General features: G+C 29.4%; 16 protein-coding genes and 1 pseudogene. 15 read left to right on the top strand and 2 right to left on the bottom strand.

What is annotated here, in order from left to right; all coding sequences use genetic code 11:
• Window positions 1–1,088 precede the first annotated feature (1,088 nt).
• The 9 genes and pseudogenes from CC89_RS21375 to CC89_RS01995 all read left to right on the top strand — a co-directional run bounded on the left by CC89_RS21375 (window position 1,089) and on the right by CC89_RS01995 (window position 11,153).
• Window positions 1,089–2,771 (top strand): annotated as a pseudogene (locus CC89_RS21375) (spore germination protein).
• Between the two features lie 4 nt (window positions 2,772–2,775).
• Window positions 2,776–3,921 (top strand): Ger(x)C family spore germination protein, encoded by a 1,146-nt coding sequence (locus tag CC89_RS02030; RefSeq protein WP_035288431.1) that lies wholly within the window; start codon window positions 2,776–2,778, stop codon window positions 3,919–3,921.
• A gap of 1 nt (window position 3,922) precedes the next feature.
• Window positions 3,923–4,141 carry a hypothetical protein gene (locus CC89_RS02025; protein ID WP_035288429.1) on the top strand — a complete coding sequence of 73 codons (219 nt, stop codon included), beginning with the start codon at window positions 3,923–3,925 and terminating at the stop codon, window positions 4,139–4,141.
• A 5-nt stretch (window positions 4,142–4,146) separates the two neighbouring features.
• Complete coding sequence (locus tag CC89_RS02020; protein WP_035288427.1) at window positions 4,147–5,232, top strand: GerAB/ArcD/ProY family transporter; 1,086 nt, start codon at window positions 4,147–4,149, stop codon at window positions 5,230–5,232.
• A gap of 205 nt (window positions 5,233–5,437) precedes the next feature.
• Window positions 5,438–6,337, top strand: coding sequence for a phosphate butyryltransferase (gene ptb, locus CC89_RS02015; RefSeq protein ID WP_035288425.1), 900 nt, complete (start codon window positions 5,438–5,440; stop codon window positions 6,335–6,337).
• Between the two features lie 19 nt (window positions 6,338–6,356).
• Window positions 6,357–8,120: an indolepyruvate ferredoxin oxidoreductase subunit alpha gene (gene iorA / locus CC89_RS02010; RefSeq protein ID WP_035288423.1), complete on the top strand. Its 1,764-nt coding sequence runs from the start codon at window positions 6,357–6,359 to the stop codon at window positions 8,118–8,120.
• A 1-nt stretch (window position 8,121) separates the two neighbouring features.
• Window positions 8,122–8,703, top strand: a complete 582-nt coding sequence (locus CC89_RS02005) for an indolepyruvate oxidoreductase subunit beta (protein ID WP_035288421.1) — start codon at window positions 8,122–8,124, stop codon at window positions 8,701–8,703.
• A gap of 727 nt (window positions 8,704–9,430) precedes the next feature.
• A complete protein-coding gene (locus CC89_RS02000) occupies window positions 9,431–10,672 on the top strand; it encodes an IS701 family transposase (RefSeq protein WP_035288418.1) in 1,242 nt (413 codons plus the stop codon).
• A 241-nt stretch (window positions 10,673–10,913) separates the two neighbouring features.
• Window positions 10,914–11,153: a hypothetical protein gene (locus CC89_RS01995; RefSeq protein WP_035288416.1), complete on the top strand. Its 240-nt coding sequence runs from the start codon at window positions 10,914–10,916 to the stop codon at window positions 11,151–11,153.
• Between the two features lie 81 nt (window positions 11,154–11,234).
• Here the strand turns inward: CC89_RS01995 and CC89_RS01990 are convergent, their stop codons facing one another.
• Window positions 11,235–12,746: a coiled-coil domain-containing protein gene (locus tag CC89_RS01990; protein WP_035288414.1), complete on the bottom strand. Its 1,512-nt coding sequence runs from the start codon at window positions 12,744–12,746 to the stop codon at window positions 11,235–11,237.
• Between the two features lie 284 nt (window positions 12,747–13,030).
• Here CC89_RS01990 and CC89_RS01985 point away from each other — a divergent pair, with 284 nt between their 5' ends.
• A complete protein-coding gene (locus CC89_RS01985) occupies window positions 13,031–13,819 on the top strand; it encodes a hypothetical protein (RefSeq protein ID WP_035288412.1) in 789 nt (262 codons plus the stop codon).
• Window positions 13,820–14,201: 382 nt separating this feature from the next.
• Entirely contained in the window at window positions 14,202–15,047 is an 846-nt protein-coding gene (locus CC89_RS01980; protein ID WP_035288410.1) for a hypothetical protein, read from the top strand.
• A gap of 114 nt (window positions 15,048–15,161) precedes the next feature.
• Here the strand turns inward: CC89_RS01980 and CC89_RS01975 are convergent, their stop codons facing one another.
• Window positions 15,162–16,652: an aminotransferase class I/II-fold pyridoxal phosphate-dependent enzyme gene (locus CC89_RS01975; RefSeq protein WP_035288408.1), complete on the bottom strand. Its 1,491-nt coding sequence runs from the start codon at window positions 16,650–16,652 to the stop codon at window positions 15,162–15,164.
• A 293-nt stretch (window positions 16,653–16,945) separates the two neighbouring features.
• Between CC89_RS01975 and CC89_RS01970 the strand changes: the two genes are divergently transcribed.
• The 4 genes from CC89_RS01970 (at window position 16,946) to CC89_RS01955 (ending at window position 21,951) form a co-directional block, all read left to right on the top strand.
• Window positions 16,946–17,548 (top strand): 50S ribosomal protein L25, encoded by a 603-nt coding sequence (locus CC89_RS01970; protein WP_035288406.1) that lies wholly within the window; start codon window positions 16,946–16,948, stop codon window positions 17,546–17,548.
• A gap of 89 nt (window positions 17,549–17,637) precedes the next feature.
• Window positions 17,638–19,356 carry a phospho-sugar mutase gene (locus tag CC89_RS01965; RefSeq protein ID WP_035288404.1) on the top strand — a complete coding sequence of 573 codons (1,719 nt, stop codon included), beginning with the start codon at window positions 17,638–17,640 and terminating at the stop codon, window positions 19,354–19,356.
• A 290-nt stretch (window positions 19,357–19,646) separates the two neighbouring features.
• Entirely contained in the window at window positions 19,647–20,726 is a 1,080-nt protein-coding gene (locus CC89_RS01960) for a tetratricopeptide repeat protein (protein ID WP_035288402.1), read from the top strand.
• A 496-nt stretch (window positions 20,727–21,222) separates the two neighbouring features.
• Window positions 21,223–21,951: a polymer-forming cytoskeletal protein gene (locus tag CC89_RS01955; protein ID WP_035288400.1), complete on the top strand. Its 729-nt coding sequence runs from the start codon at window positions 21,223–21,225 to the stop codon at window positions 21,949–21,951.
• Window positions 21,952–22,066: the final 115 nt, after the last annotated feature.

Raw genomic sequence — 22,066 nt, 5'->3', positions numbered from 1 at the left:
AAATCAGATTTTTAGTTTAATATGTTTATGGTTGGAGAGAGAAGCCTACTAAAGGATGATTTTCCTCCACTATGTTACGGAAAATCTTTAATTAAATAAATGGGATAACAAAAAGCTATAACTGTTTCATTAAATGGAGTAGTTATAGCTTTTCTTTAAGGGCTTAAAAATTTTTTATTGGCGATAGCCAGCCTAAATAAACTCCCCCTAAAAATTAAGAATTGCCACTAAATCATTTTGGGACTAATATAAATCTTTAGTCATCAAATGTTTTTTATTTAGTACTAAGTATTAGGTTCTAGAGGTTAAAATTTGTTGTTATAATACATATTTATGTTTCTTAACCTATATGCCTATCATTCATTATAAATCAACAGGTTTCACGCAAAAAAAACTCTATAAAGCACTAAATAAGGCTTAATATATTTTGCCGTGAGGCATTGATTTATATAAATCTTAAATTTGTAGTGTAGACCAGGTAAGAGCTATTACTTCTTATCTACAAGTTCTTATTTATCCAAAAATTAAAGTTATATATTCTTATATATAAATCCTAATTATGCCTACGTATTTACGCTGGCTGCCGCCAATAAAAGATTTTTAAAGCGCTAAAGAGAAAAGCTAAAACTATTTTATTTAATGAAATAATTTTAGCTTTTTTCATTTTACGTTTTTTATCTAATTAAAGATTTTCCATAGCGAAGCGGAGGAAAATTATCCTTTAGTCAGCTATATTCCTCCTCTGATAGCTTATGCATGAACCGAAAAATCTGTCTTTAAGGTAACAATAAATATATTTTCTTAGACTATTGAGCTAGCCTTAGAAATTCTTTGTTTTCAAATTTCAATACCCGTTAAGAAGCTTTCATGTTTGAGCGCCGTAAGAAGCGAGTTTGAAAGCTTTAGGGTATTGAAATTTGAAAACATTAGAATTTCTTGGCGTATTGCGAACAGTCTAAAAAATATATTTATTGTGAACTTAAAGACAGATTTTTCTTATTGCACCTGCTTCACAATATTTTTATTCTTTGAATATACTAAGCTTTTTTGCAAATAATAAACTAAGTAGAATTTTATAGCAAAAGGAAGTGATTTTAGTGAAAAAGCTATTAGATAAAATCAAAAAGAATAAACAAAATAGAAATAATAAGAAATACAAAGAAATAAATAATAAAAATAGTAAAACATTAAAAAACGCACTTCAACAGTATAATTTGAGTAAATCACTTCAGAAAAATATAGATTTGTTCCAAAGTACTATATTAAAGGATGATGATACTGTAATTTATAGAAAGTTTAAAAATAGAGATTCTTCTATAGAATTTTGTCTAGTTTTTATAGATGGAATGGTAAAAAATCAAACTATAAATCAAAATATTATATATCCAATTACAACATATAATTTAAATCAATGTAATAAACAAGAGTTTAATAGGGTAGGAGAGAGGTTATTACAACATATAAGTGATCAAGTTATTATGGTAGATGAAGTAAAAAGCTCCAATAGTGTGGATGAATTAATTCATAAATTACTTTATGGGGATTCTATATTATTTGTAGATGGTTATGATAAAGCTTTAATTATCAATACTAAAGGATGGGATACTAGAGCCATAGAGGAGCCTTCTTCTGAAACTATTGTAAAGGGACCTAGGGAAGGATTTAATGAATCTATAATTAAAAATTTATCTCTAATTAGAAGAAAAATAAATTCACCGGATTTAAAGTTTAAGTTTAAGGAATTGGGAGTGAGAAGCAGCACTAAAATTTGTATAGCTTATGTAGAGGGTCTATAACTAAAATGCCAACTACTTCATGCTCTAATCACTAAAATTTGTATAGCTTATGTAGAGGGAGTAGTTAATGATAAAATTTTAATGGAACTGGAAAAAAGACTAGATGATATAAACATAGATGGGGTTTTTTCTACTGCAGTTATACAGGAATGTATAGAGGATGCACCATTATCACCTTTTAGGACTATTGGAAATACCGAAAGACCAGATGTGGTTGCTTCTAAACTTTTGCAAGGAAGGATAGCGGTATTATGTGATGGAACCCCTGTTGCATTGACTCTTCCATTTTTGTTTATCGAATATTTTCAGGTAAATGAAGATTACTATGATCAATTTATATTTGCATCTATAAATAGAATTATAAGGATAATTGCTTTTATTATTACTATAATTACACCAGGTATTTATATCGCAATTACTACATTTCATAAGGAATTAATTCCTACTGAATTGGCTTTAAGTATATATTTAGCTAGAGAAGGGGTGCCTCTTCCCACAGTGATAGAAAGTCTAGTTATGTTAGTTACTTTTGAAATAATAAGAGAAGCAGGTACTAGACTGCCTAAGCATGTAGGTGGGGCAGTTAGTATTGTAGGAGCTCTAGTTTTAGGTGATGCAGCTGTAAATGCTAAATTTGTAAGTGCACCTATGGTAATTGTTGTAGGTATTACAGGTATATCAGGGCTGATTATTTATGAAATGAAAGCAGCAATAATTTCTTTAAGATTTATATTTTTAATTGCAGCTTCATTTTTGGGTATGTATGGTGTAATATTTGTGGGTATGGGCTTATTTATTCATTTAATGTCTATAAAAAGCTTTGGTATACCATATATGTTAAAGATAGCAAATTTAGAGAAATATACTATAGTAGATTCAACCATAAGAGCGCCTTGGTGGCTATTAAAATATAGAACTAAATTTATATCTAAGGATTTCATAAGAATGAGAAATAATATTAAAGAGAAGGAATAGAAATATGAAAAATAGTATAAGTAAAATTATTATTTTATTTATGTTGGTAGCTTTTTCTATAGTCTTTTGTGGATGCTGGGATTATACAGAAATGGACGATGTAAAATATGTAGCAGGTTTTGCAGTAGATAAGGATAAGGATGAGTATATATTAACCTTAGAAATAATGGAAGCATCTATTGGTAGTAATGCTATAAAATCCGATATAGTTCAAAGTCGGGGTAAAACTATACATTCAGCACTTAGAGATGCTATTGAAAATACAGGAAAAGTGTTGCAACTATCTCATGCTAAAGTTGTTATAGTAAGTGAAGAAATTGCAGAAGAAGGAATAGTACCAGCTATAGATTTAATTAATAGAGATGTAGAGGTAAGAAATGATATGTGGATTTTAATATCTGGAATGGATACTGCGTCTGAAATTCTTACTAAGGGTAAAATAGAAGATGAAATAATATCGTATGAATTGGCGGAAACCATTAAAAATTCTAATAAAATAGGAAAATATAATTCTGTAGAGAGTTTTAAATTTATAAGTGATTTGTCAAACAAAGGGATTGATGCCACTGCTCCTATGGTAAAAACAGCTAAACAAGAAAATAAAATATATTTTCAGGTGTCTGAAATAGGTGTTTTTAAGCAGGATAAAATGATAGGTAAATTGAATGAAGAGGAGGCGGTTACTCTACAAATATTAAGAGAGAAAAATCCAATATTTATAATTCCTATAGAACTACATAATAAGGATAATGTAAGTTTAGAAATTATGAATACAAATAGAAAGTTAAAGGTAAAAACAGAAAATAATAAAATATACATAAGTACATATATAAATATAGATGTAGCAATATCTGAATTAGCGGAAGAAGATGTGAATTATATTTTTAATAAAAATAGAGAAAAAATTAAGAAACAAGCAGAGGAATGTATAGGTGAAAATGCAAATAAATTAGTACAAAAGCTTCAAAAAGAATACAAAAGTGATGTAGTTGGATTTGGAGATTTAATAAGAAAAGATGCACCTAAAGAATGGAGAAAAATTCAGAATAAATGGAATGAAAATTTTCAAAATGCAGATATAAAGGTGTATGTAAATATGGATATAAAATATAGCGGATTAACCAAACAAAATATAAAAGTGAGAGATTAATATGATTGCATTAGTAATATGTTTTTATGTATCAATTTCTATTTATCATTTAGCAAAATTATGGCATAAAGATTTAAAACGAGAAATTGCAGTATATGTTTTTATGATGTCTATAAGTGTTATAATTAGTTCTTTAGTAGCTCTTAAGATTTATATACCAAGTCCTATGATATATATTGGAAAGTTTTTTGAACTATTAAAGAATATTTTGGGAGGATAGATCCTATGAGAAAAGGAGTTATTTCCAATAAACAGTTACAATTGCTTGCATTTACTTATATTTTGGGTCCATTTTTAATATTTGGCATAGGAGGTGATTTGAAACAAGATGCTTGGATAGCTACAATTTTAGCATTAGTTTTAAGTATACCCATTGTAATAATATATGGAAAATTAATGAACTTATATCCTGAAAAAAATATTTTCAATATATTAGAAATATCTTTTGGTAAAGTTTTTGGTAAAATTTTAAGTATACTAGTTATTTTTCATGTTTTTCTTTTAGGAGCTTATATTTTAAATGATTTTGCAGATTTTACTAAATTAACTGCTCTTTTTTATACTCCAAAGTTTATTCCTATGTTAATTATTGGAACCTTGAGTATATGGATACTAAATGCAGGTATTGAGGTTTTAGCTAATTGGGTTGAATTTTTTATAAGAGGTATATTAATATTTATTTTTGTTATATGGATACTATTAATCCCTCAAATGAATGCTGCAAATTTACAGCCAGTTTTTGAAAGTAGCTTATGTAAAATAAGTACGGAATCTTTAAAAATAGTGGCACTGCCTTTTAGTGAATTAATGGTATTTTTAAATTTCTGTGATTGTGTGAAGTGCAATAAAAATACTTGCATATTTGTTAAGCCTTTAATTGCAGCAGGAGCTATAGTTATAATTGGTATTATTGTACAAATAATGCTCTTGGGTGGAGAAATATATTCAACTAAGTATTATCCAAGTTATGCAGCTATAAGAAGAATAGTATTTAAGGGGGATTTTCAAAGATTAGAAATAATAGCATCTGTAGCTTTTACAATAACTCAATTTATAGAATTTTCTCTTTGTGTTTTGGGGGTCTCAAAAGGAATACAAAGTGTGTTTAACTTGGAAAATTATAAATACATTTTAGTACCAACAATATTTCTAGTGATAAATTTTAGCTATCTAATGTTTAGAAGTGTTATGGAAGCCAATGAGTTTTTAAATTTATGGGCGGTGTATCAGATAGCAATGCAAGTATTATTTCCTAGTATAATATTGATAGTATCTTTAATAAAAAAAGGGCACTTTAGCAGATTGCATTGACAAAAATATTTGAAATATTATACTAGAACTAAAGACGATTTTTAAAAATTCGGAAAATATTCTATAATCAAAATAATGATTCTAAAAGATTAAGATAAAGTAAAAACTTTAACTGGAGCTAAAGATTTGCTCTATTATTAATTTAAAAATTAGTAATTATATAAAGTATGCTAGATGCTTAAAAATTGGATAGGGGGGAATAAGTATGATTACTAGATTAGAAGAACTAATTCAAAGAGCAAAAGATGGTAAAAAAAGAACGCTATCGGTGGCAGTGGCTCAAGATAAGCCGGTATTGGAGGCAGTGACTGAGGCGGTGAAATTAGGTATAGTTGATGCCATATTAGTTGGGGATGAGCCAAAAATAAAAGAGATTTGTAAAGATGAAAATTATAATTTGGATAATATAGAAATAGTAAATGAAAAGGATATCATAAAAGCTGCAGCAAGGGCTGTGGAATTTGTATCAAAGGGACAAGCAGATTTTATAATGAAGGGTATGCTTGGAACAGCGCCACTTTTAAAGGCAGTTCTAAATAAGGAAGCTAATCTTAGAGGGAATAGCTTATTATCTCATGTAATGATTTATGGAGTGAAAAACTATCCAAAACTTATATTCTTAACAGATGGTGGAATGGTACCATATCCAGAATTAAAGGATAAGATAGAAATTATAAATAATGCAGTAAAGGTGGCTCATGCTCTTGGAATAGATAATCCAAAGGTAGCTCCATTATGTGCAGTGGAAGTGGTAAATCCATCAATGCAAGCCACATTAGATGCAGCAGCATTAAGTCAAATGAGTAAGAGGGGACAAATTAAGAGCTGCATTATAGATGGACCTCTAGCCCTTGATAATGCTATATCTAAAGAGGCTGCAGAACATAAAGGCATTCATAGTCCTGTGGCAGGAGAGGCAGATATATTATTAGTTCCAAATATAGAGGCAGGTAATTTACTAGGAAAGTCATTGACATACTTTGGTGGGGCAGAAAATGCAGGAATAATAGTGGGAGCTAAATGTCCTGTAGTACTTGTATCCAGAGCGGATAGTGCAAAATCTAAATTATACTCTATAGCACTAGGAGCTTTGGCTGTAAAATAATTCTAAGGGGGTAAATATTATGAAAGTTATAATGTCAGGTAACGAGGCTATTGCAAGGGGAGCCTATGAAGCAGGAGTTACTATAGCTTCAGCTTATCCAGGAACACCAAGTACTGAAATACTAGAGAATCTTTCTAAATATGAAGGAGTATATGCTGAGTGGGCACCAAATGAAAAGGTGGCGTTAGAGGTATCTTCAGGAGCTGCTATAGGTGGCGCAAGAAGTTTAAGCACTATGAAGCACGTAGGATTAAATGTAGCTGCAGACCCTCTTTTCACCATGGCATATGAGGGAGTAAACGGTGGATTAGTAGTTGTAACAGCAGATGATCCAGGAATGCATTCATCTCAAAATGAGCAGGATAATAGATATTATGCTCCACATGCTAAGGTAGCATTAATAGAGCCATCAGATTCTCAAGAATGCTTAGATTATATGAAAGAAGCTTATAAGATAAGTGAAGAATATGATACATTGGTTTTATTTAGAAGTACTACTAGAGTTTCACATTCAAAATCCATAGTAGAACTGGGTGAGAGAGTGGAGGTAGGAGTAAAACCTTACGAAAAAAATGTTAAAAAATATGTAATGATACCAGCTCACTCTAAAGCAAAACACTATGAAGTTGAAGAAAGACTAGAAAAATTAAGACAGTATTCGAATAAAACTTTCTTAAATAGAATAGAAATGGGAGATACCAAAATTGGTATTATAACTAGTGGTATATCTTATCAATATGCAAAAGAAGTTTTTGAGGACAAGGCTTCTTATTTAAAAATAGGTTATAGTTATCCACTTCCAGATGAAATGATCAAGGATTTTGCATCAAAGGTAGAGAAGCTTTATATTATAGAAGAGAATGATCCATATATTGAAACAGCAGTTAAAGCTATGGGAATATCTTGTACAGGAAAAGAGATTATTCCAATTTGTGAAGAATTGAATCCAGATATAATAAGAAAAGCTATATTGAAAGAAGAAAACAAAGGAGTTTATGAAACAGATATTAAAGCTCCATCTAGACCACCAGTACTTTGTCCAGGATGTCCTCATAGAGGAATATTCTATGCAGTTTCTAAATATAAAGATGTAATAGCTACTGGTGATATAGGATGTTATACATTAGGATTAGTACCACCTTTAGGTGTAACTGATACAGTTATATGTATGGGTGCATCTATTTCTGGCGGACTTGGAATGGAAAAAGCTAATCAAATGGCAAAGAGAGAAGATAAAAAGGTATTTGCATTTATAGGAGACTCTACATTCTTCCATTCAGGGATTACAGGACTTATAAATTCAGTTTATAACAATATACCTATAGTTACTTGTATATTAGACAACAGAATAACTGCTATGACAGGCCATCAAGAAAACCCTGGAACAGGAAAAACTCTTCAAAATAAACCAGCTCCAATGGTAGACATAGAAAAGGTAGCTTTATCTGTTGGAATTAGAGAAGAAAATATAAGAGTGGTAGATCCTTATGATTTAAAATCTACAGAAGAAGCTGTTAAAGAAGCTCATGACAGCAATGAGCCATTTGTTATAATAACAAAACAACCATGTGCTCTTAAGAAGGATGTATTAAAAGCAAGAGTAGGCATGAAATGTGTTATAGATTCAGAAAAATGTAAAAAGTGTAAAGCATGCTTAAAGACAGGTTGCCCAGCTCTTCAGTTTAAAGATGGTATAGTAAGTATAGATCAAAACATGTGTAATGGCTGTGAAATATGTAAGCAAGTATGTAAATTTGATGCTATAACAAAGGTGGGTGAATAAAATGAAAGATATTAAAAGTGTTTTATTTGTTGGTGTTGGAGGACAAGGAACTATTTTGGCTTCAAAAACGCTAGCAGGAGGACTTATGAAAAATGGTTATGACGTTAAAATGTCAGAAGTGCATGGGATGGCTCAAAGAGGAGGCAGCGTTACAACTCAAGTAAGATTTGGAGAAAAGGTTTATTCACCACTTATTGAGAAGGGCACTGCAGATGCCATAGTAGCTTTTGAAAAAAGTGAAGCAGCAAGATGGCTTCCATATCTTAAAAAGGGCGGATATGTAGTAGTGAATGATTATGAAATATATCCCGTACCAGTATTAATTGGACAAGAACAGTATCCAGAAAAAGTTATAGAAAGATTAAGTGAAACAGTAGAAAATAAAGTTATAATGAATGCAGCTAAAATGGCAGAAGAATTGGGAACAATTAAGGCTCAAAATATAATTTTATTAGGAGCTTTAATAAAAGTAATGGGTCTAGATAATTTGGATTGGGAAAAAGTTTTAGAAGAAAGTCTTCCAGCTAAAATAGTAGATATAAATAAAAAGGCGTTGAGTATAGGATTAAGCCAGGCTAAATAGTAGTTACTAGGGTTGTCAGGAGTATGGATAAGTTTTTTAGACTTTAGCAACGCTGAGGTATTCTTATTATATAATATCAAGGTGAAACTAAGAATTAATTAATGATGTGATTATCCCACAATAAGGTACAATGTAGTGGAATTATGAAATTTCTCCTCCATGACTTGCATAAGAGCTAGGAACAATAAATTTAATTTAAGAAATTCTAATCTTTTAGCCATATAAAATTATCTAACGCTCACATTCAGCGTCCTGCCTCAGGTTCGCTAGCCTGGCGTCCTTGCCAGGCTTACGATAATTTTATCTGTCTAAAAGAAGAATTTCTAAAATTAAATTTAAACAGTTCCTTTGCTTCTTATGCAAGTCATTCCAGAGAAATTTCATAATTCAGGTAATATAATGCTTTTTGTGGGATAATCATGATGTAAATTATTAAAAAATAAAAAACTAAAGCTTCTATTGAGAATTATATTGAATAATTTTCAAATAGAAGCTTTAGTTTTTAGTTATTTAAAGTTTTATAGAAGAATTAAGTTTTATTACTATTAAGGAACAGGCACTTCATTAGGTTTAATAGAAGTTATTCCACACAAAGAAGTGTAGGTAACTTTAGTATTTTGCTTTAAATGAGCAAATTTCATAACAAATTATGGAATAAAAATAGACATTCATAATATCCTAGTGTATTATATTTCTGTCAGAAAACATAAACAAAGGATGAATATAAATGTCTACAGAAAATAATATACCATATAATAAAGAGATTAACAATTTCATAATTAAACTTGGATTATCATTATATTTAACACTGCCTCAATTAAAACATATTTGTGAATTTATCTTTGCAGCCGTAGGTCGTGGGTATGATGGCAAAGTTATTCATATAGCTGAAAGTTGCTATCAGAGTACTTATAGAACATCCATAGGTCAATTTTTATCCAAAAGCCCATGGAATGAAGATTATATTTTGAGAGCATTACAAAAGTTCGCAGTTAATAAAATTTGGCAGTTATCTCGTGATACAGGAAAGCCTATTTATGTGATTATTGATGATACTATCTGTAAGAAGACAAAGCCTTCGTCACGGGCTAAAAATCCTATAGAAAAGTGTCAATTCCATCAATCACATTTAGAAAATAAAAAAGTCTATGGACACCAAGTTGTAGGTGCTTTACTACAATGTGGCGATGTTACAATTCCTTATCAGCTAACGCTTTATGATAAGACTAAAGTCGATAAAGACAATAAAAAATTTACTAAGATTAATATTGCTGTAAATATAATATCTTCATTACCCGAACCACCTATCCAAGGTTTCGTCTTAGGGGATAGTTGGTATAGTGCTGAAATAATTATAAAAACAGCAAAGGCAAAAGGCTTTGAATATATAGGAGCGTTAAAAACTAATAGAATTATATACCCAAAATGCTCGCGCATGAATCATAAAATTAATGGTTTTGCCAAAACTATAAACAAGGAAGACTTTCACCTCGTAACAGTGAATAAGCACTCTTACTATGTTTATAGATATGAGGGCAAAATCAATGGTTTTAAAAATGTTGTAATTCTTATTAGTTATCCTAAAGAAGCTCTCTATAATGAAAAAGCATTAAAATCTTTTATATCAACAGATATAAATCTCACAACAGAAGAAATACTTTTTCAATACCGTGAACGTTGGACAATTGAAGTATTTTTCCGTCAAAATAAGATGGAATTAGGTTTTGATAATTATCAAGTTCGTGGTGAAAAAGCCATAAAGAGATTTTGGATTTTAACTCAATTGACTTATCTTTATTGTACTTGTGGCATAAGCACAGATTGTTCTAAATTTGGAGAAGGTTTAAAAATAGCTCGTAAACAATCCCAACAAGAAGTAATTGCTTGGGTGTATTCTCAATATAAAAAAGGAGTTAGTTTAAATACTATTTTTGATGCTCTTAAATTATCACACAATAAGTGTGCTTAAGTAATGTAAAATAATGTAAGCGTTTTTGCTCATTTAAAGCAATATATTAACTGTTACACCGGAGCTAGGCAGTGGATATGTTGAAAAGATTTCAGTTTGTAAAATTGAATCTATAGGTTTACCACCAGAAGGGCAAACTATAGAAGATATAGAATTCTTAGATAATAAATGTAAGTCAGATAAAGGCTACTGTGGTTGTTGTGAAGCACCTGTTAGAAAACAGTTAGAGAGCTATAGAGGATTGTATGTAGATATTTATACTGATAATTATTATTATGATGGATATGTATATGCAGTTTCCGATGGAATAGTTGTTTTGGAACTCAATGGATATTATGTAGCTATTTCAACATGCAAGATAATTTCTGTAGGGTTAGAACAACTTGTTGTAGATGGAGCAGCAGGTGGCTCAAGTAAAAAGAGTACAAAACTTTCAGGCAAGACAATGAACCCAATACAAAAGGGAAAAGCAAAAAAATAAATATAGTATGATTATATGCAAATGAATAATTCTATTAACTTTCATATAAAAATAATGCCGCACCTTTTAGAGCGGCATTATCTATTTAATTTTAAAAATTTTATCAAAAAAACTCATATTCTTAAAACGTTCAAGTTCTTCTTTTAATGTATCATTTTCATTTTCTTTTTCTTTAATCTTAAATTCTAAATCTTTTAGATACGTGCAATTGCATTGGCAATTTTTATTTTCAAATTCTTTTGTTTTAATTGAGTTTCCTTTTAATTTATTATTTTCTTGAGAAAGCTCTAATATTGTGTTTTTAAGGGAGTCTGTTTTGTCTTTTTCTAAATTTAATTTAGTTTTTATATTTTTTAGCTCATTTATAAAATTATTCTGAGATTGGAGCAATGAATTGTAATCTTTTTCTACGGCTTTTTTTTGTGAAATAGTTTGATTTAAATAGTTATTGAAGTTATTTATAGATACATCTTTTTCATATAACTTATTTTTTAATAAAGAAATTCTCTTACCTAATTTTTCGTTTAGCATTTTAGCGTAGGAAATTTCTTTAAGTAGTTTTTGTATAGTTTTTTCTGCATCACAATTTTGTAGTAAATCAAAATTTCTTTCTTCTATATGATCATAGACTAAAGTTTCTTCAGCTAAAAAAAATTTTATGAAGGAAGAGTTTAAAATAAATATTTCTTTAGCATATAAATTATTATGAGAATTTTCTTCAGATATATATCTACATTTCTCTATTTCATTTATATTTTCAATAAAAAGATTATTGTTCTTATGCCAATTATCATGGAAGGAGGAATACATTAAAGAATTATCTTCTATCCACATAGTATATAAAGAGTTATTTTCAATAAGCAATATAGGAGCGCATATAGTAGTATTGCTTTCATGAACCTTAAAGGCTTTCATATTTCCTTTTTCATCTATAGATACATGTTCTAATATATAAATATTATTTTCTTTTGTTAAATTTAAAATATGAAATGTATTATCTTTTTTAATAGTAGAAAATTGAATATCACTTCCATAAAGTCTATATAGTTTTTGAGCATTACCCCATAGATTCTTTTCATATTTGCGCATACTTAAGGAAGTTTGATTTTTTTCACTTTGTAGAAAAAATATATAAAGTTCATCATTAAGTATTTCTATATCATAATGTTTAAACAATGAATAATCAAAGTTTAAAGAAGCTACGATATTGGTATTGAATTTATTTCCAGACCACTTGTAATGTAATAAATCAGCACTATATTTTTCACTTCCCTTAAGAAAAATAAAGAATATATGAAGTTCATTATTTAATGAGTATATTTTTAATTCTTGTATTTTATCACCTTTATTGCAAAGGGTGTATAGAGTTTGTGTAGTCCATTTTTTATTAAATTCGCAATACTTCACGTGGCCATCATAGGTTATGTATATGAGCTGTATAGTTCCGATATAGTTTACATTTACATGAAATTCCGAAACATTTTCATCTATTTGTACTTTTTCGTAATAATTATCGCAAATAAGAAATTTATCTTCATCAATATAAAATTTCCAAAGAGTATCTGAAATATCTTTTAAAATATATAGACTCATATGCCTTCCCCCCTCATATAAAATATATTAATGGATTTAATTATATATTCTTTAAATAAGCTTATACAAATAAATTTATTGTTCCGAGCTCTTATGCAAGTCATGGAGGAGAAATTTCATAATTCAGGTAATGTAATGCTTTTTGTGGGATAATCATAAAGTATTTAAAAAAATTAATCTAGCATTAAGTGAATGACTGTTATATAGAAGCACACTTAACATTTGTCTGCATAATATATATTGAGAAAACAATATTATTTTAATATAGAGAAGGAGGCTATTTTATGGCAATTAATCCTAAGGATTTTATTCCACGCCCTGGTTTTGTAAATAAACAGGGATGTTTACCAGACCCTGATGAATTATGTTGTATCCAAGTACCTAAAATTTTTGACCAATGCTTAATAAAAAGATGTCTTAAACCGGTTGATGAAATGGGAAATTTAAACTTAGAATTGTGTAAGGAATTAACTGGAGTGACTGACCCAAGCCAAGTTAAAAAGATAGGCTGTTGTCGTAATTTTGATGTAGATATTACTTCTGTATCAAAATCCTGTGTAAAAGGCGAAGAAGGATACAAAAGAGTAACTGTTAATTTTACAGTAACTTTTAAAGTAGATGTATTAGTTGATACTGGAACTACATGTGAGCCTAGAACATTAGAATATACAGTAAATCAAACAATAACAGTTCCAAAATTCTATTGTCCAGACCCAATAGCAGAGGTTTCAATTAGCAAAGGTAATTTATGTAATCCGGAAATAGAAGATGCAGATGAAAGGATGATAAAACTTGAAGTGATTGCTGATTGCTTGAGATCAGAATTAATTAAGGTAGATTATCCAGAGCCAGATCCAGATAAAGTATTTTTATGCATAACTTTAGGATTATTTATAATAGTTAAATGTGAACTTTTAGTACAACTATTAATTCCATGCTTTGGATATTGCCCAATACCTGATGAATGCCCTGGAGAGCAAGATCCATGTATAGAATTTATGAATAGAGATGTACCAGACTTCTATCCACCACAAAAAATGGATAGTTTATTCCCAGATTATATAGAGGAATAATTAGCTAAAATTGACAATCACATAGATATGTTAATACTTAGGTGATTATTATATACCAAGGCACATTCAAATAAATAATAAGTCAGTATGCTAGTCTATCTTGCGTCATACTGCGTTAGCAGAACCCGCCGATAGTTATTACCAAAGGCGGAGCCTGCTTCCTTGTCTGACACAAAATATACTAGAATCTTTGAATTGTTATTTCTTTTCATGTACCTAAAGGAATTTAATTTAAGCCTCATGTGAAAGCATGAGGTTATATTTATGTAAAATTCAGATGTTTTAGATTGTTTCATAAAATATCATTGTAAAAATCCTATATTGTATAGGTTGAACTTCATTTTTTTGTTATAATAGTAAATATAACGAGGAGGGGTAGTTAATGTACAATGAAGCATCAGCAGAAATATTAGAAAAACTAAATTCTTATGTTAAAAAGGGAGAAAATGTAAAGATATCTGAGCCAGTTGAGTGTTTTGGTAGTTTATATAGAAAAGTGATTTTTAGTAAGGGATTTATGCATCATGTAAAGGGTAGAGAAAGTGAATTTATATTTATAAATGAAAGAGAGCAAGTTTTGGATAAAAAACAGGTACAAAGAGAGCTTGTTAAACTATTTTATTATTACGAAATATTCTTTGATAAAGAAAATAGAATAAGTATATATAAAACAGTTCAAAATGAAATGGATATAGTTAAGGATAATAATGATTATTTAGAGGCCGAATTTGGACTTGAAATTTTACAAGATAGATATAAAAAAAAGGAAGAGAAAGAAGCTGTAGAAGAAGTACTGCCTATAGTTAAAAAAGTACCAGAACTTAGAAGAAAAAATAATGAAAAGCTGAAAGAAGTAATAAATATTGTAGAGCAAATGAAAAAAGAAGAAAAAGTATTCAATGATGAATGTTTAGAAAAGATTTACACTGTATATAAGGAAGCTTTAATGCTAAATTTTAAGAAAGTTAAGGCTATATATCCAGGAGGACAGTATTATGGTAAATTGAAGAAAAAGGCTGAAAAGACAAGAAGATTATATGCTGCAACCTTTAGAACTAAAAATATAGGTGCACTTATTAAAGCTAATTATGTTATGGGATATTTTGAAAAAGTATTACGTACATATAGCAGAATATTAGATATGAATGAAAAGGACTATACTAGATTTTTAAAAGAGGCCGAAAATAATAATATAAATAATCTTATAACTTTCATAAGAAATATATAAAGGGGCTGTCGCACTAAGAATAAATCCTACAACATATTGTGTTAACTTTAAACTTGCAAAACAATATATTGTATATAAATTTCTTAATGCGACGTACCCTTCTAAATAAATTGATTATTCTACATTTATAAATACAGCGTCTTCTTTTTCAACTACTTTAATGTACTCAACGTTAGGATCTTCTGTTCCCTGTACGTAAAGGCCAGCTTCTTTTAACTGGGATACATAGTCAACCACTTCTTTAGTGATTCTTTCACCAGGACATAAAACTGGTATTCCAGGAGGATAAGCAAGAAGAAATTCTCCGCTTATTTTTCCAATGCTTTCATTAATAGGTACACAAGTTTTTTCACTGTTAAAGGCTTCCCTAGGAATTAATACTTGTTCAGGAATAGCAGGTATATCTAGAAAATCAATTTTTCTATCACTTTTTCCGTAGTACTCTTTACTTATTTCATTAAGAGCACTTAGAAGTCTATCCATGCCTTCCTTTGTATCTCCAAAAGAACCAACAGCTAAGGTATTATAGAAATCTGATAATTCCATTTGAATATGATATTTATCAGCAAGTATTGTATCTAATTGGTATCCCGTAATGCCTAAATCCTTACATGTTATAGTTATTTTAGTTGGATCAAAGGCATAAGCTCCAGGAGTTCCTAGAATTTCTTCTCCAAAGCATTTAAAACCGGGAATTTTATTTATTTCATTTCTTACATAGTTTGACAAATTAATTGTCTTGTCTAAAAGCTCTTTTCCGTTTAAAGCTATTTGCCTTCTAGCACAATCAAGAGATGCCATAAGAATATAAGAAGGTGATGTAGTATGAAGTAAATTCAATACTTGTTGAACTCTTCTAGTATCTATTCTATTTGAATTAACATGTAGTAAGGAGCATTGTGTTAATGCACCTATTATTTTATGAGTGCTTTGGGCACACATGTCAGCTCCTGCATCTATTGCAGAAATTGGTAATTTATCGTTAAATCCTAAATGTGGACCATGAGCTTCATCTACTATAAGAGGAATATCATAATTGTGAACTATGTCACTTATTTTCTTTATATTTGTAGCTACTCCATAATAAGTAGGGTTAATTATCAAAACTGCCTTTGCATCAGGATTTTCTTTAAGAGCCTTTTGCACTGTTTCTGGTGATACACCATGAGCTATGCCTAAGTTTTTATCGATTTCAGGTTGCATGTAAACAGGGTGAGCGCCGCTTAATATTATTCCAGCAGTAACTGATTTATGAACATTTCTAGGAATAATAATCTTATCTCTAGCTCCCACTACTGAAAGTATCATAGCTTGTATGGCACCTGATGTGCCATGAATTGAAAAAAATGCAGCATTAGATCCATATGCATCTGCAGCTAGTTCCTGAGCTCTTTTTATAGGTCCGTTAGGATGATGTAGGCTATCAACTAACTTAAAAACTGTAACATCAATTTTAAAAGGATTTTCACCTATGAAGTTTTTAAAAGTTTCATCCATTCCCACTCCCTTTTTATGACCAGGTACGTGAAAGGGTAAAGTGTCTCTATCCACATATTCCATTAATGCATCAAATAAAGGAGTTTCCTTTTGATTTAATTTATACACCTTAATTAACACCTTCTTTCTTAAAAATCCGCGAACTTCCTTAGAAATATTATCTAGTTCGTTTAAAACAATATCATTATAAGTTAAATGGAAATAGAATGCAATAAAAAATTAAATTTATTTTAAATAATTTTTATGTTTTTCTAAAAGCGAGAAGAGTGTTTATTATCAACGGGAAAAGTGGAGTAAATAAATTGAATTCTAAATGGGTATATACATTAACATTAGTATTACATATGAAGGGAATATTATTCATGAATTCTGTTAATAATACATAAATGGGAGGGATAAAAATGGAAAGTTTAGTATTAAGTAAAAGACAAAATAAAACTTCTAATTCAGCTAAAAAGAAAAGAAGAATGGGATTAGTTCCAGGAGTTCTTTATGGAAAAACATTAGGAAATTATATGTTTGAAGTGGGGGAACTAGAACTAAAAAGAGAAATAAATGGAGTAGGGGAGCATGGAATTATAGACTTGGATGTAGAAGGAAGTAAAGTAAAAGCTCTTATTAAGGAAGTTCAAAGGGATGCTGTAAATCATGAAATAATACACGTGGATTTACAGGAGGTTAAGAAAAATTCTATCGTACAGTCAGATGTGCCTATAGTTTTCCATAATGAAAAATTAGTATTCAAAAATGGCGGTATATTGCAAAAGGAGAAAAATAGTATTAAAGTTCAGTGTAATGCTGAAGAATTGCCTAAGAGTATCCATATTGATTTAAAAGGATTAAAAGTTGGAAATGTAGTAAGAATGGGCGATGTGGAAATGGCAAAGGAAATATCTATGATAGAAGATCCGGACACTGTTATATTGAGCGTTACCTATGCTAAAAACGAAGAAATAAATATGGAAAATGAAGAAAATTATGAACTAGAAGTAAAAGAGGAATAATCAAATTGATTATTCCTCTTTTTTGTAATATTATATACTAGTAAGATTATTTTAAAGCAAAAAATAATAATATTACAAGGGGGATAAAAATGACATACAATGAAAAATATCAGTTGTGGATAAACTCCAATTTTATAGATAAAGAAACTAAAAAAGAACTAAAAAATATAAAGGATGACAAAGAAATAGAGGATAGATTTTATAAAGATCTTCAATTTGGTACAGGAGGTCTTAGAGGAATAATAGGTGCTGGCAGCAATAGAATGAATATCTATACTGTAGGCAAAGCTACAGAAGGTTTAGGTAGATATTTAATAAACAAAATTGGAACTGATGCGTCAGTAAGTATAGCCTATGATTCTAGAAATAAATCAAGAGAGTTTGCAGAAGCTGCAGCTATGGTATTGTGTGCCAAAGGAATAAAGGTGAATTTATTTGAAAGTCTAAGACCTACTCCAATGCTATCTTTTACCGTAAGACATTTAAAAAGTAGTGCAGGCATAGTAATAACAGCTTCTCATAATCCTAAAGAATATAATGGATATAAGGTCTATGGAGAAGATGGTGGACAAATAACAGATAGTACAGCAGATGTAATAATATCAGAAATAAGTAGAATTAAAGATTTTAATGAAATTAAATTTATGGAAATAGAAAAAGCTAAAGAAGAAGGACTTCTTTCTGTAATAGGGGAAGAAGTAGACAATGTGTATATGGAAAAAGTTAAGGATTTATCCATAAGAAAAGATTTAATAAAAGAAAAGGCTGATGAATTAAAGATAATATACACACCTATTCATGGTTCTGGTAATAAACCAGTAAGAAGAGTTTTAAAGGAATTGGGTTATGAAAAGGTCTACACTGTTAAAGAGCAAGAAAAGCCAGATGGCAATTTCCCTACAGTGGATTATCCTAACCCAGAGGACCCAAGAGTTTTTGACATAGCTCTTAAAATGGCAGAGGAAATAGAGCCAGATCTTATTTTTGGAACTGATCCAGATTGTGACAGAATTGGCGTAGTAGTTAAAAATAAAGAAGGACAGTATAAGGTACTAACAGGAAATCAAACTGGTGCATTATTAATGGAATATATATTATCCTCTTTAAAAGAAGAACAAAAATTACCTAAAAATGGTGTGGTGATTAAGACCATAGTAACTACAGAAATAGCTAGGAAAATAGCTAGAGAGTACAATGTGGAAATTATAGACGTACTCACAGGTTTTAAGTATATAGGGGAAAAAATGAAGGAGTTTGAAGAAAAAGGAGATAAAAAGTATATTTTTGGATTTGAGGAAAGCTATGGATACCTAACTGGAGATTTTGTAAGGGATAAAGATGCGGTTATAACATCTATGCTTATATGTGAAATGGCCCTTTACTATAAATCAAAAGGTATGACATTGTATGATGCACTTCAGAAATTATACAATAAATATGGATTCTATAAAGAAGAATTGGTCTCTATCACACTTAAAGGAAAAGAAGGTCAGGAAAAGATAGAGAAGCTTATGGAGCATTTGAGACACTCCATGAAAGCTCATTTGAATGAGATTAAAATAATCAAGAAGTTTGACTACAAATTAGGAATACAAAAAGATTTAGTAAAAATAAATGAAGAAGAAATACATCTTCCTAAGTCTAATGTATTAAAATTTATACTAGAGGATAATTCTTGTTTTGTAGTCAGACCTTCAGGTACAGAGCCAAAAATAAAAATATATCTATCAGTAGTAGGAGATAGCAGTGAAAACTGTAAAGGTAAAATGATTAAATTTAAAGAGCAGGTAATGAGTTTGATAGACTAAAATAATATTATTTATTTTAATAAATTGAATAAATTGGGAGTTTAAATATTTATTTTAAATTCTACATTTTAAATTAAAACAATAATATAGAGTTTAAAACTTATGTGGCAAATTGATTTATAAAATTAATAAGCTAAAATTAATAGATTTATGTAAGGGGTGAGTTTTCACCCTTTATCTTTATATAATTGTAGTTATTTACAATTACGGTATAATAAAAATGAATACTTTACAATACAAGCACTTTAAATTAATATTAGATGTGTAAAAAATCTTGGAGGTGAATTTTAGTGGATTTAAAAGCTCATTATGCAGAGAAATTATCTAAATTACTATTTTTAAATATAAAAAGAGAAAGGCTTAAGGAACTTTTTAATGTGGATTTAAAAGAGGACATATACATGCCTGTGGGAACAGAAAACTTAGCTAAAGAGATAAAAGAAACTAAGGCTTTAGATGTTATGCCCATGAGTTTCTTTATAGAGGGAATGTTTTATGTTTTAGGAGCAGATTCTACTTTTAAGTTTAATAAGTATTATGAAAAGATGCTTTTGAACACTAAAGATGGAGAAAAATATATAAAATCTAAAATTGCAAAAGAAATTAAAAAGAATAATTATGAAGAAGGATATATAATGTTAAAGGGACTTTGCATTATAGAAAAAAGCAAGGGCAACTTTTCAAAACTCTTATTACTTTGTGATAAGCTAAGGGAAAGCAGTAAACTTTATGTGGAAGAGGAATTAAATTTAATAGTACAGTGTAAAGAACTGTATGAAGATTTTCCAGAACCATATTTATACGAAGCTCTTATATTAAAAGAACAGGAAGATTTCCAAAAGGCATATTACTGTATAAACACATATTTAGCTAAAGGTGGAGATGAGAGCAAGGAAATTAGTACATTTAAAGAATCTTTAAGCATAATAAATCAATATGACAAAGGTAAAGATTTAGTAAGTGAAGAACCTGAGGAAGCATTAAAATTGTTAATTCCACTTATGCAGCCTCTAGGAGATAAAGCTGAAATATATTATTATGTTGCAGTAGCTTATAGAAATATGAAAAATCATGACAAGGCTATATATTATTTAAATGATGCATTAGCAATAGATAATAAGGCTGTAGAAATAATAAATGAAATGGGTCTTAATTATGCTTCTATAGGGCAATATGAGAAGGCTATAGCATATTTTAGAGATGCTTTTAGTTTTACGGGTTCTGTAGAAATATGTACAAATTTAATTATGTGCTATTTAAATATTAATGATTTGGAACAGGCAAAAGTCCATTTGAAGCTTGCTAAGGAAATAGATCCAGAAGATGAAATAGTTAAAGAAATAGAAAAAAGCATAATTTATAATACCTAACCCCAAGTCTTTAATCACCAAATTTTGATTTTAAAATACAAATTATTAATCCCCAGAGAATAATCTCAAATTTCCAAATAAGTATGGAGATGAGAAATTAATCACTGGGGATTAATCATATTATTTTTTTAATTATATATAGATTTAAAAAAATAATTGTAAATGTATTTACAATGAAACAATGTTATGTTACAATGAAATTGTCATAAGGAATAATTTGAAAAATAAACAATAAAGTATAGAGAAAAGATAGCAAATGGTAAGAGACTTTAGTTTTGATTAAAAGCCAATAGTATATGACATTGGAAATGCTATTCAAGCAAAGGCGTTTAGAAAATAGAGATTAGAGATTGAATATAAGGAAATTATTTATTCTATTTTGGTTAAAGTGATATTTTTTTATTCCTGTAGCGTAACAATGTTACGTTGGACGAATAAAATATTATTAAACAATATAAACTAACAAATTTTAAGAGATTATATAGGAGGTTTTAGCGTGGAAAATAAATTAGGAGATGTAAAAATACTTGGTTCAGGAGAGAGTTCAGGTGGAGAATATAATCAAGTTAAGATACTTGGTTCTGGAGACATAAATGGTGATTTGAAGTGTAAAGAACTAAAGGTAATGGGGTCAGGAGATATAAATGGAAATGTAGATGGGGAAAATATAAAGGTTGCTGGTGCTGCAGATATAGATGGAAATGTTAAAGGTGATTATATAAGTGTCAGTGGTGCTGCAGATATAAAGGGAGATATAAATTGTAAAGAGTTAAAGATAGCTGGTGCCATAGATGTAGATGGCAATGTGTATTCAGAAGAAATAAAAGTTTCAGGAGCGGTAGAAATAGGTGGTAATTGCGAGGCTGAAATATTTAATTCTAATGGGGTTTTTGAAATAGATGGCATGCTTAATGCCGGAGAAATAAATATAAAATTAAAGGGAAAAAATGAAGTGGGAGAAGTAGGTGGAGAAAAGATAGATGTGAGGAAAAATGATGAAATAGGATTTGGAAGATTTTTTAAAATGTCCTTTAATAATTCTATAACTAAATTACAATGTGAACTAATAGAGGGTGATGAAATATACCTTGAATACACTCATGCTGAAACTGTAAGAGGCAAAAATATAGTACTAGGACCAGGATGCAATATAGAAAATGTTGAATACAGTGGGAGCTTCAATATGTCAAATGAATCAAAAGTGGGTGTAACAAAGCAAATATAATTTAAATATCAAATAACATAATTAAACCACAAAAAGGTATAATGTGATAGAATTATGCAATTTCTCCTCCATGACTTGCATAAGAGCTAGGAACAATAAATTTAATTTAAGAAAT

The organism is Clostridium sp. KNHs214, assembly GCF_000744935.1.
Lineage (GTDB): Bacteria > Bacillota > Clostridia > Clostridiales > Clostridiaceae > Haloimpatiens.
This window is presented reverse-complemented; position numbering and strand designations above follow the sequence as displayed.